Source organism: Halobacillus kuroshimensis DSM 18393 (genome assembly GCF_000425705.1).
Taxonomy (GTDB): domain Bacteria; phylum Bacillota; class Bacilli; order Bacillales; family Halobacillaceae; genus Halobacillus; species Halobacillus kuroshimensis.
Genome location: NZ_AUDY01000010.1, coordinates 345,290 through 359,908, shown reverse-complemented (window position 1 = coordinate 359,908; position 14,619 = coordinate 345,290). Strand labels below are relative to the sequence as shown.

The following is a 14,619-nucleotide window of genomic DNA, read 5'->3' as shown; positions in this document are numbered from 1 at the left end:
CTCCCCGCCTCCCTAACCTCCGGGTATAAATTGAAGAATGGTTTCAATAACAGCTGTAACAATCGGGATCGCAAGCATCAAAATGAATAACTTCCCAGCCAGTTCCACTTTCGATGCCAAAGCATTGAGGCCGGCATCCCGGATCAGCTGGGCACCGAATTCAGCAATGTATGCAATACCGATGATTTTCAAAATCGTTTTGAAATACATCGGTTCCACCTGGGCCTGGTCAGCCATATAGGAAAGCAATGTAAATACATAAGTCAGCTGATCGAGGACGGTCAGGAAAATAACGATGACGGTAAAAAGGAGAAGAAGAAAAGCGGCTGATGATTTCTGTTCCTGCAGCAGAATGATCAGCATAGCCGCAACAAGCCCCAGCGAAACAACCTGGATAATATCCATAAAGCTATCCCTGGTAGAGAAAGACGGATTTGATCTGTTGGAACAAGTCAGCCAGACGGTGCAGGACGATAAACAGTACAATGATAAATCCTGTCAATGTGACAGCCTGGGCGATCTCTTCCTTTCCCATTTGTTTTAGAATACTGTGAATCATGGCGACGATAATTCCTACTCCCGCTATTTGAAAAAGGATTGTGGCATCTTGGAGCACAATGGTCCTTCCCCCTTCTATATAATTAAAATGATGACGAGAAGACCGCTTAAAACCCCCATCCCTCTGGCCATCTTCTGGTACTGCTCGCCTACCTCCAATGCTTCATGAAGGACTCTGTCTAAATGGTGGATGGTCAATTGGATCTGTTTCTGCTGCTGCTCCAGATCATGTTGTCCGAGGGTCCGGCCAAACTGAAGCAGAATTTCCATTTCTGTTTTGCCCATGGCATTCCAGGGCCAATGTTTTTTCAAGAGGGTTTCCCAGAGAACGGAAAAATCACGGCAGCTGTCCTGCTCTTTTTGAAGCTGCTCAAAAAATCCAGCTACCGGCATAGGCAGATGCCTCGATAAGGTTTCACACACCTCCCAGAGTGAAGACTGACCATAAACCATCTCCGCTTCAATCAGTTGAAGAGCATTTTTCCACTGTCTAATATGGCCGGGTCTTTTTTTGAACCGGGATGCAATTTCAAACCCGCCCAGTGTTGTAACGGTTAAAATGATGACGGCGCCGATCCACTCCATCCATCCGCCCTCCTTCCCCTTCACCAAGAACTTGTCCAAGGTGGTTATACACCTTCCACGTAATGACCGATCCTGCACGCAGACGTTCGAGTGTGATGTAACGTTCAAATACCTGGTCGTGCATAAGCTGCGAAACCGACGGTCGCCGGCTGACGGATTCCACCCCGTTACCATGCAGACTGCATATGACCTTCACTCCGGTATAAACCGCTTCCTGAACAGCAAGGGCATCCCTTTCACCGCCGATTTCATCGACGATTAAAACATCCGGGGACATGGAACGGATCATCATCATCATACCGTCCGCTTTTGGACAGGCATCCATCACATCGGTGCGGGTGCCGACATCCAGCTGCGGAACTCCCCGTAAACTGGCTGCTATTTCCGACCGCTCGTCCACAATGGCAACTTTTGACGGTGAATAGGAACCAGCTGCTGCGCCAATAACACAGGCAAGTTCACGGAGCAGTGTCGTTTTTCCGGAATGAGGCGGGCCTATAATCAAAACACTTCTCCATCCCATATCGTCATAAAGATAAGGAAGCAGAGAGGATACCTGCCCCCTCGTGGACCGAGCGACGCGGATGTTCATAAAAGAAATATGCTTCAGCGTCTCTACTTTATCTTCCTGTGTGTTCGCTTTGCCCGCCAGCCCAACGCGGTGGCCGCCTTCAATAGTAATAAACCCCTCTTTCAGTTCATCCTTAAATCGATAGAGAGAAAACTGGCTGATTTGGTTCAAAACGTAGGAGAGATGATCCGCGGTCATCGAGAGAGACTCTATAACGGAATAGCCTGAACTGCTGATCATCTCTATGGGGCGATCCACCCTTAAACGGATCTCCTGGACTCTCCTCCAATCCACCTGCTCTAGTAAAACCTTCTGAAATGAAGGCGGAAACAGACGTAATATCTCTTTCATCCTTCTCCTACTCCTTTATTTGGTTTACTTCATATGTATGTCCCACGTTTATACTTATGACAGGTCAAATCATATAAAAGTAGAAGAACATCAGCCCGTACTAGAGTTCTACTAGAGCGGGCATCTAATGCTAATAGGAGGGCGGACATAAAAAAAAGCGTGCTCCCAACGGGAACACGCTTGATGATCTATTTCATTACGCACGGGAGACATATTTGCCGTCTGTTGTGCTGATGAGTAGTACTTCTCCTTCATTAATGAAGAAAGGTACCTGAACCGATAATCCTGTTTCAAGCGTCGCAGGCTTCGTACCTCCGCTTGCCGTATCACCTTTGATGCCCGGTTCTGTTTCTGTTACTTTCAATTCAACGTTTTTCGGAAGCTCGACGCCGATCGTCTCACCCTGATATGACTGAATCTGAACTTCCATGTTTTCCTTCAAATAATTCAGCTGTTCCTGAATAGTCGCAGTAGGAATTTCCACCTGCTCATACGTTTCCATATCCATGAATGCGTGCATGTCCCCATTAGCGTAAAGGTACTGCATTTTACGGTTTTCAATATGAGCACGTTCTACTTTTTCTCCGCCGCGGAACGTTTTTTCCTGGATGTTTCCATTACGCAGGTTACGAAGCTTCGAACGAACAAAAGCAGCTCCCTTGCCCGGTTTTACGTGTTGGAATTCCATGACCTGCCAGATTCCACCATCTACTTCAATTGTTAAACCTGTACGAAAATCGTTTACTGAAATCATACGTTGCTCCTCCTTCTTTCCTTACAAAGTAATTAGCTCTTTCGTTGAATGACTCAGACGCTCGTTGCCGGTCTTCGTTACGATTGTGTCATCCTCAATACGGCATCCGCCGACATCCGGCACATAAATCCCCGGCTCTACAGTAACGACCATGCCTTCTTCAAGGATCGTCTGTTCAGAACGGAAGGAAAGCCCCGGACCCTCGTGAACATCAAGTCCAATACCATGGCCTGTCGAGTGCCCGAAATAGTCTCCGTATCCCTTTTCTTTAATATAGTCACGGGTGAGAGCATCCGCTTCCTTACCGGTAATGCCTGCTTTAATTCCTTCCATACCTCTTAACTGGGCCTGCAAAACCGTGTCATATATATCTCTAAGCTGATCACTGATTTCCCCAACAGCGACGGTTCTCGTAATATCAGAACAATACCCTTTATAAAGAGCACCAAAATCCAGCGTGACAAGTTCCCCCGACTGAATCTCCTTTTCCGACGCTGTGCCGTGCGGAAGAGCTGAGCGGTAACCGGACGCCACTATAATGTCAAAGCTGGAAGAGACAGCTCCCTGCTTCCTCATGAAAAATTCCAGTTCATTGGAAATATCAATTTCCTTCACACCTGGTTTTATGTAGCTTAGAATGTGGTCAAAAGCGTCATCGGCAATCTTAACAGCATCCTTTAATATACTAATCTCCTCATCGGTCTTAATCAAGCGTAATTTTTCAACGAGCCCTGAGGTTGGGACAAGTTCAGCATCCATCACCTGTTTGTACTGCTCGTAGGACGAATATGTAACGTGATCTTTTTCAAAGCCGATCCGTTTCAAACCAAGTTCCTTGGCTTTGGCAGCCGCCTCTTCGTGCAGGGGACGTTTATGCTCGATAATGTCGAACCCTTCCGTCTGATCTGCGGCCTGCTTGGTATATCGGAAGTCTGTAATTAGAAAAGAATCACGGTCTGTAATGAGCAAAGCTCCGGAAGAACCTGTAAAGCCGGAAAGGTAGCGTCTGTTTTTCGAACTCGTGATCAATAGTCCATCCAGTTCTTTTGAAGCAGCTGCTGTACGCAGTCCTGTCAATTTCATCATATTAGTGGTCTCCTCTCTCACTTCAGCTTTTGAATCAACCCTTCTACCGCCAGTCGATACCCATCGATTCCGAATCCTACGATCTGCCCTGCCGTGACAGGAGCAAGCATCGACGTGTGCCGGAAAGCTTCTCTCGCGTGGACGTTGGAAATGTGGATTTCAATGACAGGCAGGGAAACAGAACTCACTGCATCCCGAAGGGCTACACTCGTATGGGTGTAGGCAGCAGGATTGATGATGATGCCGTCCGCCATTCCTTCAGCCTGATGAATCCAGTCTACGAGATCCCCCTCGTGATTGGATTGGTAAGCCTCCACCTCGAAGCCGGCTTTCTGAGCGGTCTCTGTAACGAGCCGGACCACATCCTCAAGTGTACCGGTACCATATGTACCGGGCTCGCGGACACCCAGGCGGTTCAGGTTCGGCCCATTCAGTAAATAAATCTTCTTTTTCTCCATTCCATATCCCCACCGTTCCCCAAAGGATCATACATTTAAATCTTATCATACTCCCTCCTTATTTGAATAAGAATCTGCCGTTTGATTAAATTCATGATACTCATAAGATATGGAATACCCTACAAACACACCGTATAAGATAAATAAACAGGCCGTTGTCACCCACGTATCACTGCTCAGTTCCATGAAACCAGGGATCGCTGGAAACACAGGGGTTAACACAAAATAGACCACGCCCCACAGAAGCAGTCCGAAAATGGCGCCCGGCCAAATCCCTTTTCTTGATCTTAAAGTAAAGTAATAAACGAACGCCGTTCCGATTGAGAGAAGCGCAACAATCAGCACCGACAGAACTTCTGCGAGCCATGTTCCAGTCCAATCCGTCTGCCAGAAGGACCGGAATATAAAGGATGCTGCGGACACTTCCGTAAAATGAAAATAATAGGCGCCGGCACCCAGAGCACTCCATAAAAGCCCCCCGGCAAAACCTGTTGCTGCCGCTTTTGAGGCAACACTCTGCCGAGGCTCTTGCTTCCGTTGATCTTTAGTTTGTTCTGCCATCTCCATCACCTCTTTCCTCATTTTAACCAACCCGCATTTTTTCATGCCTGCTTTCATAATAGACCTAGTGATTCTTCTCCATTTGTTGTAAAATAAAGGTCCAGAGATACTTATTATGTTTCTAGTTTAGAGGTGACAGTCTAAAGGAAAGAAAAGAATAACCCCGAATCTTTCACCTGAACTTTGAGTATAAATACTGCATAAATTCATCTACTACGGAAACAATTGAAAATAGCACATACCCGCCACAGGAAATGTTGAAAAGTGTACAATCCAGGGTATATATAACTAATAGATGTCGTACAGGTGACCTAATACTAGAAGGGAGGACATTGATATGCGTAACTGGATGACACCAGTCATGTACATTTTGATCGGGCTTGCCATTTTCTTTGTAGGCGTTCAGCTGTTTACCAATACATCAGGTTTCTTAACAAACATAGTGGTTATGATCGGGATGGCGGCTATCCTCTATGGAGCCATCTACTACTTCTTCCTCCGCGGACGCGGATTTGGCGGGGGTTCCGGCAACCGCAATGAAATGAAAAAATACAAACAGGCCGTTAAACAATCCAAACAGAAGTACAAACAGCCTGCACCGGTCGTTAAGAAAAGTCCGGCTGCCAAAACAGCTGTTAAATCCGCTCCGTTCCCACGCAAAAAAAGCAGAAGAACCAATGGGCCACAACTCCGGGTCATTGAAGGAAATAAAAACAAAGACAAAAATCGAGCCTCTTTTTAAAGGCTCGATTTTATTTTGTCCACCTTTTTAAAAACTCCAATGCATGCTGGCGTCCGTAATTCATCAAATGTTCCTTTTCCTCATTCGTCATATGAAAATCAGTGGTTTCAATGCCGCTTACAGGGATGAAAAGAATATCCTTACTGATGGATTTTGAAATGTAGCGGGAGTCATGAGCCCGCTGCATTGTTTTAAACAGCGCATGAAACATCTGGATGGCGTTTCTGATTTTCTGTTCAGGAAGCTTATCCGGCTCATCACTTAATTTTAAGCCGATTACTGGTCTCGTCCGGCACCCATCCTGCTTTTCCCATATCCACAGCGGAAAATTACTAAGGACCCCTCCATCGACAATCACTGATTTCCCGCGCTTTCCATGAATCTTCACAGGAATAAAGAAGTATGGAAGACTCGAGCTCATCCTTACAGATTTTGCCACGGAAAAGGTAGCAGGATCAATGCCATAAGTGCTCTTCAAGTCATCAGGGAGGACGACGATTCTCCCTAAAGTAAGATCTGAACAGATAATCTTCAACGATCCGGGCCGGAGATCTGCAAACGTACGCACACCCTTTTCCTCCAGCCAGTGAGCCATTACGGTTTCCATCTGCGCTCCGTTGTATAGGCCGAGACGATAATACAGGAACAACCATTTCATAAAAGGGAAGACGCGGTCTGTCAGTGGAACATGGATCATCTCTTCAAAAGACATGGACATCAGGCGGGATTTGATTTCCCCGGCTGTATAGCCCGCTGCTGTTAATGCTGCCAGAATCGCTCCTGCGGAGGTACCGGCAACACGTCTGAACACATAGCCCTGACTCTGCAGTTCCTCAACGGCTCCTATAAAAGCGAGTGCCTTCACCCCACCTCCAGAAAACACTCCATCTACTTTCACCATGCTTCACCCCGCTTTAATTCATTATAAACAGCGGGTCCACTAAATAGAACGCAGGTGGAAGAATTCCACCCTTCCTCAAAGATCCCTCCCATGAGCTGTTGGACACAAAAAAAAGACACGGACATCCGTGTCTCAGGCACTCTATTCGTTATTCTGGTCTTCGTTTTTCTTCTGCACTTCTCTCAAAGCTTCGACATACCCTTTATTCTCATCGAAGAACTGGACAAGGTCGCCGATGCGGTCGATGGAATTCCAGCTCATATGGTGCTCAATACCTTCGACATCTTCATAGATGTTTTCCTTATCTACTCCGATCAGCTCCAGGAACTGTTCCAGCAGCTCGTGGCGATATACCAGCCGCTTCCCGATTTTTTTCCCTTTCGGAGTCAAAATCAATCCCCTGTATTTTTCATAATTCAAATACTGGTCGCGATCGAGTTTCTGGACCATCTTCGTCACGGAAGACGGGTGAACATCCAGGTTCTCAGCAATATCCGAGACGCGGGCATAACCCTTTTCTTCAATGAGTATATAAATTTGTTCAATATAATCTTCCATGCTTGGTGTTGGCATGATGAACCTCCAATACCCTGTCTTTATGTAGATATAACGCTTGTGATCTGCTGATGACTACATAGAAAAATGATACACTAGTTTCTTATGCGATACAAGCAGCCTCTGTTTAACATAAAAAACAGCCCTTCAAATCTGAAGGGCTGATTTTTTATTTATTACAAACCGCACTTCAACTGAGCATTACAGTTGGTACATGTGTTACAGCCACCGATGTCTTCCACGGTTCCTTGACGGCAGACCGGGCATGTATCGCCGACTTCTGATCCGATTGTCACGTTAGTCTTATCCAGTTCATGAACTGTATCGACCAGGACAACACGAGGACGCTTGTCATCTTCAAACAGTTCCGTCTGCTCTCCATCAAAAGCGTTTTCCTCGGCTTTCAAAGTAAGCACCTGGCTGTCACGGCTCCCATCCACGTACACTGTACCACCTTTGGCACCGCCACGGTACAGGCGCTGATAGACGCTTTCCACTTGTTCGACCGTATATCCTTTCGGTGCATTGACCGTCTTGGAGATACTGCTGTCGACCCAGCGCTGAATGACGCACTGTGTATCAGCGTGGGCTTCCGGAGACATCGTCATCGCCGTCACAAACCATTCAGGAAGCTGCTCCGGATCCTGCTCTGGATGCGCATCCAGATACTCCTGAAGGATATCCGCCTTCACTTCAATAAACTTGCCTAAACGACCACTGCGGTAGTAGGAGAAGGAGAAGTATGGCTCAAGACCTGTACTCACTCCTACCATTGTTCCTGTACTTCCGGTTGGAGCTACAGTAAGCAGGTGGGAGTTACGGATTCCATAAGCCAGAACATCCTGTCGAATGTCTTCCGGCATCTGCTTCATATACCCTGTCTGAATAAAGTTTTCACGAAGCTGTCGTGTTTCATCATCCGTTGCTCCGACAAGGAACGGGAAGCTGCCTTTCTCCTTTGCAAGTTCAATGGATGCGCGGTAGGCGGTTACAGCAATCGTTTCGAAGATTTCATCCACCAGTTTGTTGCCTTCTTCTGATCCATAGGTTGTTTCACAATAGATCAGAAGATCATGGAGACCCATGACACCCAGGCCTACACGACGCTCACCAAGGGCCTGTACTTTATTTTCTTCCAGGAAGTAAGGAGTAGCATCAATCACGTTATCCTGCATACGGACACCGCGTTTAACGGTTTGTTTAAGCTTGTCAAAATCAACCGTTTTATTTTCCTTATCCGCTACAGACGCCAGGTTTACAGCAGCCAGGTTACAGACGGAATATGGTGCAAGCGGCTGTTCCCCGCATGGGTTGGTCGCAACGACCTTCTGTCCATAAGCTGTGGCATTTGTCTTTTCGTTGGCATTATCAATAAAGAAAATCCCCGGTTCTGCTGAATACGTCGCGCAGACATTGATCAGATTCCACAGTTCTTTCGCTTTAATGGATTTGTAGGCACGCACACCGAAGCCGCGTTTTTCCCACTCACGTACATCGCCGCTCTCATGCCATTCTTCATTATAGGCGTTCATTTCCTCCGCTGTGTAATTCTCTACATCAGGGAAACGAAGCTGGTATTCGTCGTCGTTTTCCACGGCTTCCATGAACTCATTCGTAATACAGACGGAAATGTTGGCTCCTGTCAGGAATTCTGAATTATGAACGGAATACGTCCCGCCGAGAGCCAGTTTTTCCTGTGCTTCCTGCACGCTTTGATCTGTAAAACCACCCTGACCCTGAATGTGCTTGTAATTGACCACACTTTGATAAAGGTCTTTTTCCACTTCGGTCAACGGCGTGAATTTCAGCTTGTCCTTCGCCAGTTGTTTAATAGTTTCGTCTTCCGTGTTTTCGATGAGAAAACGGAGGATACGCGGGTTCTGCATCTTGGAAATAATGAATTCAAGAATGTCCGGATGCCAGTCTGCCAGCATGATCATCTGGGCACCGCGTCTGGATCCTCCCTGCTCCACCAAGTGGGTCAGTTTAGCAATATCATCAAGCCATGAAACGGAACCGGATGACTTCCCGTTCACCCCGCGGGCGAGCGTGTTCCTCGGGCGCAAGGTCGATCCATTCGTCCCGACACCACCGCCGCGTGACATGATTTCCATGACTTGTTTACGGTGATCGGAAATACCCTCCCGTGAATCCTGGATATAAGGCATCACGTAACAGTTGAAGTAGGTCACATCCGTGTTGGATCCTGCTCCGTACAGCACACGGCCGGCAGGAATGAAGTTCAGGCTGGATAGCTCCTCGTAAAATTCCTCAAAGCTCTGCGTCTGTCTTTCCGGATCTGTTTCAACCTCTGATAGTCCTGTCGCATTTCTTAAAGCAATTTGCTCATAATAGACTTCCAGCGGTTTATCGATGGTATCAAGATTTCGTTTGATGACACCGGTCTCTCTTTCTTCCTCACGGTCGAGAACGTTCACGAACTCATCTTCCACTTTTACAAACGCTTCATGGGTCTGCCAGTCAACGGACTGAATGAAACCGAAGCCGCGGGCTGGGAACTTTGGATCGTCCTTTACAGTAAGTACGACAAAATCCCCTTCGGACAACGTCAGCTTTTCTGTATCTTTGAACGCATAACGGTCCAGCATGACAAGCCTGGATACCCCTTTGTGGGTAATGGACATGTTGTCCGTAACCGGGTGGACCTGTGGGAACTGTCTGATATCGGCATTCAGCCGGTCTATGTTGATTTTTGTATGCACATCTTTAGAAGTTGTAGTCTGCATGTTCGCATCTCTCCCTTATCTTGAAAAAGCCAATTCCATAATTGATATATGTAACATACCACATATACAGATTTTTAATCAATATATTGTGTTTGTTTATTATTCGATCACCATATATTGTGTTATTGAACGAATGTGTTGAAATTTGTCAATCAGAAAATCGTAAGATACAGGTAGAAAAAAGCAGGGAATAAGAGGAAAGCACCTCTCATGTCTTTTTTTTTCGATTTTTCCTGTCTTGCATCTGTTAAATCGATATAATCCCCTTCAAAACGGCATTTTTTTCAGGAAGAAAGAAAAATTTTTTTGAAATACCTGCCCTTCCCTTCTATAATAGATAAAAGAATAGAGAAAACAGGGGGGAAATGAAAATGGAATTATGGATCTTACTCGGAGCACTAGTTCTACTTATTGCTTTCGGTTTGTATAGATTCTTCAAGACAAGAAAAATCTTGAACACGATATCTGAAGAAGAATTCCGTCAGGGTTACCGCAAAGCTCAGCTGATAGATGTCCGTGAACCAAAGGAATTTGACGGGGGTCACATCCTCGGAGCGAGAAATATTCCGCTCTCACAGCTGAACAACAGGCTCGTGGAAATCCGCAAGGACAAACCCGTCTACTTGTACTGCCAGAGCGGCGCACGGTCTGCACGTGCGGCAATGACCCTTCATAAAAAAGGGTACAATGACCTGAACATGCTTGAAGGCGGCTTCAAGAAATGGACCGGTAAAATCAAGACGAAGAAATAACAGAAGATATCTCAAAACAGGAAAACCGGCTCCCACGAAGGGGCCGGTTTTTCTCTATTCCATCGGGTGACGAAGAACAGGCTTTCTTGCCGCCTGAGTTTCATCCATTCGGCTTACAATTGTCGTATGAGGAGCTTCCTGAACCGTCTCGGGCTCTTCTTCTGCTTCCTTGGCTATTTGAAGCATACGGTCGATGAAGTCATCAAGAGTTTCCTTGGACTCCGTTTCCGTCGGCTCAATCATCAACGCTTCTTCAACATTGATCGGGAAATAGATCGTCGGCGGATGATAGCCGAAATCAAGCAGGCGCTTGGCCATATCCAGTGTTCGTACGCCGAGTTTTTTCTGACGGCGGCCCGACAGAATAAATTCATGCTTACAGTGCCTGTCAAAAGGAAGATCGAATGCTTCTTGCAGTCTGCGCATCATATAGTTGGCGTTCAAAACAGCGTACTCACTTACTTTTTTCAACCCTTCCGGCCCCATGGTGCGAATGTACGTGTAGGCTCGTACATTGATTCCGAAATTCCCGTAATAAGGCTTCACCCGGCCGATGGAACGGGGACGATCGTCATCAAATTTGTACCGGCCGTCTTTTTTCGTAAGAATCGGTTTTGGAAGAAACGGCTCAAGCTCTGCCGTAACACCCACAGGACCTGATCCCGGACCACCACCGCCGTGAGGGCCTGTGAAGGTCTTATGCAGGTTCAAGTGGACAACATCAAAGCCCATATCCCCCGGCCTTGCATACCCTAATATAGCATTCAGGTTGGCTCCGTCGTAATACAGCCTGCCACCCGCTTCATGGACGATGGCCGCCATTTCTTCGATATCCTCTTCAAACAGACCGAGCGTGTTCGGGTTTGTCAGCATAAGTGCAGCTGTCTGTTCGTCTACGACTCGCTTCAGGTCTTCAAGGTCCACTAATCCCCGTTCGTCTGATTTTACCGTCACGGCTTCGAATCCAGCTACCGTAGCAGAAGCAGGGTTTGTCCCGTGGGCAGAATCAGGCACAATAACTTTTGTTCGCTGATGATCACCATTCGCCTCATGGAAGGCACGAATCATCATCAGTCCTGTCCATTCGCCATGAGCACCTGCCGCAGGCTGAAGCGTGACGGTATCCATTCCTGTAATTTCCACCAGCGATTCCTGGAGATCATACATGAGGTGGAGCGCCCCCTGAACCGTTTCCTCCGGCTGGTACGGATGGATATGGCTGAATCCAGCCAGTCTGGCTACATCTTCATTCATTTTCGGATTGTATTTCATCGTACACGATCCAAGAGGATAAAATCCGGAGTCCACCCCGTGGTTACGTTTGGACAGACCTGTGTAATGCCGCATAATCTGCAGTTCACTGACCTCCGGCAGTTGAGGTGCGTCCTGTCTCACGTACGCATCTTCAAACATCTCATCAATATCGGTATCCGGCACATCCAGTTCAGGAAGACTGAACCCTGTCCGGCTCTCCTGGCTCCATTCAAAAATTAATGGAAAGTCTTGATTAGCCATTCAAATCCCCCATTTCCCCTGCGAAGGTGTCGATTTCTTCTTTTGTACGGATTTCAGTAACAGCAACCAGCATACAGCCTGCCAGACGCTCCTCCGTCCGTCCAAGGTCATATCCTCCGATGAACCCTTTCTCGAGCAGCTGTTGATTGATGTCTTTCACAGGCTTCTTCAACCGGATGACCAGCTCATTGAAAAAGGCTCCCTTATACAAAACTTCGATGCCCCTGGCTTGAAGCTGTTGTTTCATGTATAACGTCTTCTTAATGTTCATCGCCGCCATCTTCTTCAATCCCTGTTTTCCTATGGACGACAAAGCAACAGAAGCCGCCAGCGCATTCAATGCCTGGTTGGAACAGATGTTGGAGGTCGCCTTATCCCGGCGGATATGCTGTTCGCGGGCTTGAAGGGTAAGGACGAAACCTCTGCGTCCATCCTCATCCACCGTCTGGCCGACAAGCCGGCCCGGCACTTTTCTCATCAGCTTTTTCGTTGTTGCAAAATAACCGCAGTGTGGACCGCCATACTGAGCAGGAATTCCAAACACTTGAGCATCGCCAACGACAATATCAGAGCCAAACGCTCCAGGAGGAGTTAAGTACCCGAGCGCAAGCGGATTGCTTGAAGTAATCATCATCGCCTTTTTCTGCTTGTCTACGAGGCGGCGGATAGACTCAAGCGGCTCCACCTGGCCGAAGAAATTGGGATATTGAACGACTACTCCAGCTGTATCTTCATCGAGGTGATGGTCCAGCTGTTCAAGGTCTGTCAAGCCTTCCTTGTGATCGATTTCGATAATTTCAACCCCCGGCCCCTTGGCGTAGGAATGAATCACAGCGAGAGATTCTGGATGGACGGCTTTGGATACAAGCACTTTTTTCTTTTTCGTCTGTCCAGCAGCAAGGTTAACGGCTTCTGCCAGTGCTGTTCCGCCATCATACATAGAAGAGTTGGCCACATCCATGCCTGTCAATTCACAAATCATCGTTTGAAATTCAAAGATGGCCTGCAGCTCCCCCTGGGATATTTCCGGCTGATAAGGGGTGTAAGCTGTATAAAATTCAGACCTTGATATGACGTGGTCAACAATGGAAGGAATGTAATGATCATAAACCCCTGCTCCAAGAAAAGACGTATGGGATTTGAGATTGACGTTCCGACCGGCTGTATCCGCCAGTTCTTTCATCAACTGGTATTCATTTTTCGGCGGCTTAATATTCAAATCACCTTGAAACCTTATGCGTTCAGGAATATCAGCAAACAATTCTTCAGATGTCTGGACACCGATGGTCTCAAGCATTTCTTTTTTATCTTTTTCCGTCATAGGCAAATATCGAAATTCCATTGTTCCATCCCCCTCAGGTATTTATCTTTTGTAGAAAGGTGTCGGGACGACCCTGGCCTTCAGGCGTCTCTTCCGCACCTGAACAGTTACTTCTGTCCCTTCCACTGTATACGCACGGTTAAGAAGCGCGAGTCCGACATTTTTACCTAAGGTCGGCGACTGGGTCCCGGTTGTTACAAAACCAATCTTCGCATCTCTATCATATACCTCATAATGAGTACGCGGAATACCTTTATCGAGCATTTCAATACCGACCAGCTTCCGCTCGGGCCCCTCTTTTTTCTGTTTCATGAGAGTTTCCTTTCCAATGAAATCCTCTTCTTTCTTTATTTTGACGGCAAAATTCAGACCGGCTTCAATCGGTGTAATATCTCTGCTCAACTCCTGTCCGTAAAGAGCGAGATTCGCTTCAAACCTGAGCGTATCTCTTGCACCGAGACCGATCGGACGCAGCCCTTCCGGCTCACCTGCTTTTAATAAAACCTGCCAGAGATCCGGCCCTGAAGCTGAAGGAAGATAGATTTCAAATCCATCCTCCCCTGTGTAGCCTGTACGGGAAACAATGGCGCTGTCTTTCACTCCATTAAAGGAAACGCCCTGTTCAAATCGGAAAAACTTTATGGTGGACACATCTGTGTCCGTGAGCTTCTGAAGAATCTTTTCTGCCTTCGGCCCTTGGACAGCCAGTTGAACATATGCATCGGAAACGTCTCTCACAGACACATCGCCCTCTGCGTGACGTTGAAGCCATTCAAAATCCTTTTCCCTGTTCGCCGCATTAACGACTAATAGATACGTGTTTTCAGAAAGGTGATAAACGATCAAATCATCAACCGTCCCGCCGTTTTCATAGCACATAATCGTGTACTGCGCTTTTCCAGGGACGAGCTTAGAAGCATCGTTCGTCAGCATTTTCTGCAGAAAAGCCAGGCTGTCGGATCCTTCGATCATGATTTCCCCCATGTGAGACACATCAAAAAGACCAGCCGCATTTCTTGTCGCAGCATGCTCATCTTTAATGCCGGAGAAATGCACCGGCAGATCCCAGCCTCCGAAATCAATGGTTTTCGCTCCAAGCTTTTCATACTCTGCATATAAAGGTGTTCGTTTCAATTCTGTCAATTCAACCACTCCTTTACGT

At 47.0% G+C, this 14,619-nt stretch carries 16 protein-coding genes; 2 read left to right on the top strand and 14 right to left on the bottom strand.

The window, feature by feature from the left end:
- Nucleotides 1-12: 12 nt before the first annotated feature.
- The 8 genes from spoIIIAD to H615_RS21310 form a co-directional block, all read right to left on the bottom strand.
- On the bottom strand, nucleotides 13-405 hold the full coding sequence (gene spoIIIAD / locus H615_RS0112285) for a stage III sporulation protein AD (RefSeq protein ID WP_027955431.1): 393 nt from the start codon (nucleotides 403-405) through the stop codon (nucleotides 13-15).
- A 4-nt stretch (nucleotides 406-409) separates the two neighbouring features.
- Complete coding sequence (gene spoIIIAC / locus H615_RS0112280; protein ID WP_008637060.1) at nucleotides 410-616, bottom strand: stage III sporulation protein AC; 207 nt, start codon at nucleotides 614-616, stop codon at nucleotides 410-412.
- Nucleotides 617-633: 17 nt separating this feature from the next.
- The gene (spoIIIAB, locus tag H615_RS0112275) at nucleotides 634-1,143 is read right to left on the bottom strand and encodes a stage III sporulation protein SpoIIIAB (protein WP_027955430.1); all 510 of its coding nucleotides are present in this window, start codon (nucleotides 1,141-1,143) and stop codon (nucleotides 634-636) included.
- Nucleotides 1,088-2,065: a stage III sporulation protein AA gene (spoIIIAA, locus tag H615_RS0112270; protein WP_027955429.1), complete on the bottom strand. Its 978-nt coding sequence runs from the start codon at nucleotides 2,063-2,065 to the stop codon at nucleotides 1,088-1,090. Before spoIIIAA ends, spoIIIAB begins: the two co-directional genes overlap by 56 nt.
- Before the next feature lie 196 nt (nucleotides 2,066-2,261).
- Nucleotides 2,262-2,819: an elongation factor P gene (gene efp, locus H615_RS0112265; RefSeq protein WP_027955428.1), complete on the bottom strand. Its 558-nt coding sequence runs from the start codon at nucleotides 2,817-2,819 to the stop codon at nucleotides 2,262-2,264.
- Nucleotides 2,820-2,840: 21 nt separating this feature from the next.
- Entirely contained in the window at nucleotides 2,841-3,905 is a 1,065-nt protein-coding gene (locus tag H615_RS0112260; protein ID WP_027955427.1) for a M24 family metallopeptidase, read from the bottom strand.
- 17 nt (nucleotides 3,906-3,922) lie between these two features.
- Nucleotides 3,923-4,363, bottom strand: a complete 441-nt coding sequence (aroQ, locus tag H615_RS0112255) for a type II 3-dehydroquinate dehydratase (protein WP_027955426.1) — start codon at nucleotides 4,361-4,363, stop codon at nucleotides 3,923-3,925.
- 45 nt (nucleotides 4,364-4,408) lie between these two features.
- Nucleotides 4,409-4,924, bottom strand: coding sequence for a YqhR family membrane protein (locus H615_RS21310; protein ID WP_051254697.1), 516 nt, complete (start codon nucleotides 4,922-4,924; stop codon nucleotides 4,409-4,411).
- Nucleotides 4,925-5,261: 337 nt separating this feature from the next.
- Between H615_RS21310 and H615_RS0112245 the strand changes: the two genes are divergently transcribed.
- Nucleotides 5,262-5,666 (top strand): SA1362 family protein, encoded by a 405-nt coding sequence (locus H615_RS0112245; protein WP_027955425.1) that lies wholly within the window; start codon nucleotides 5,262-5,264, stop codon nucleotides 5,664-5,666.
- Nucleotides 5,667-5,676: 10 nt separating this feature from the next.
- Here the strand turns inward: H615_RS0112245 and H615_RS0112240 are convergent, their stop codons facing one another.
- The 3 genes from H615_RS0112240 to H615_RS0112230 form a co-directional block, all read right to left on the bottom strand.
- Nucleotides 5,677-6,567 (bottom strand): patatin-like phospholipase family protein, encoded by an 891-nt coding sequence (locus H615_RS0112240; RefSeq protein ID WP_342341474.1) that lies wholly within the window; start codon nucleotides 6,565-6,567, stop codon nucleotides 5,677-5,679.
- Between the two features lie 141 nt (nucleotides 6,568-6,708).
- Nucleotides 6,709-7,140 (bottom strand): transcriptional regulator MntR, encoded by a 432-nt coding sequence (gene mntR / locus H615_RS0112235; protein WP_027955423.1) that lies wholly within the window; start codon nucleotides 7,138-7,140, stop codon nucleotides 6,709-6,711.
- Nucleotides 7,141-7,298: 158 nt separating this feature from the next.
- Nucleotides 7,299-9,869, bottom strand: coding sequence for a vitamin B12-dependent ribonucleotide reductase (locus tag H615_RS0112230; protein ID WP_051254691.1), 2,571 nt, complete (start codon nucleotides 9,867-9,869; stop codon nucleotides 7,299-7,301).
- A 371-nt stretch (nucleotides 9,870-10,240) separates the two neighbouring features.
- Here H615_RS0112230 and H615_RS0112225 point away from each other — a divergent pair, with 371 nt between their 5' ends.
- On the top strand, nucleotides 10,241-10,621 hold the full coding sequence (locus H615_RS0112225; protein WP_027955421.1) for a rhodanese-like domain-containing protein: 381 nt from the start codon (nucleotides 10,241-10,243) through the stop codon (nucleotides 10,619-10,621).
- 54 nt (nucleotides 10,622-10,675) lie between these two features.
- Here the strand turns inward: H615_RS0112225 and gcvPB are convergent, their stop codons facing one another.
- Genes gcvPB through gcvT form a run of 3 tightly spaced genes read right to left on the bottom strand, consistent with a single transcriptional unit; the run spans nucleotide 10,676 to nucleotide 14,600 of the window.
- The gene (gcvPB, locus tag H615_RS0112220) at nucleotides 10,676-12,136 is read right to left on the bottom strand and encodes an aminomethyl-transferring glycine dehydrogenase subunit GcvPB (RefSeq protein ID WP_027955420.1); all 1,461 of its coding nucleotides are present in this window, start codon (nucleotides 12,134-12,136) and stop codon (nucleotides 10,676-10,678) included.
- Nucleotides 12,129-13,478, bottom strand: a complete 1,350-nt coding sequence (gene gcvPA / locus H615_RS0112215; protein ID WP_027955419.1) for an aminomethyl-transferring glycine dehydrogenase subunit GcvPA — start codon at nucleotides 13,476-13,478, stop codon at nucleotides 12,129-12,131. The genes gcvPB and gcvPA overlap by 8 nt, the downstream gene beginning before the upstream one ends.
- Before the next feature lie 21 nt (nucleotides 13,479-13,499).
- Nucleotides 13,500-14,600: a glycine cleavage system aminomethyltransferase GcvT gene (gene gcvT / locus H615_RS0112210; RefSeq protein WP_027955418.1), complete on the bottom strand. Its 1,101-nt coding sequence runs from the start codon at nucleotides 14,598-14,600 to the stop codon at nucleotides 13,500-13,502.
- Nucleotides 14,601-14,619 lie beyond the last annotated feature (19 nt).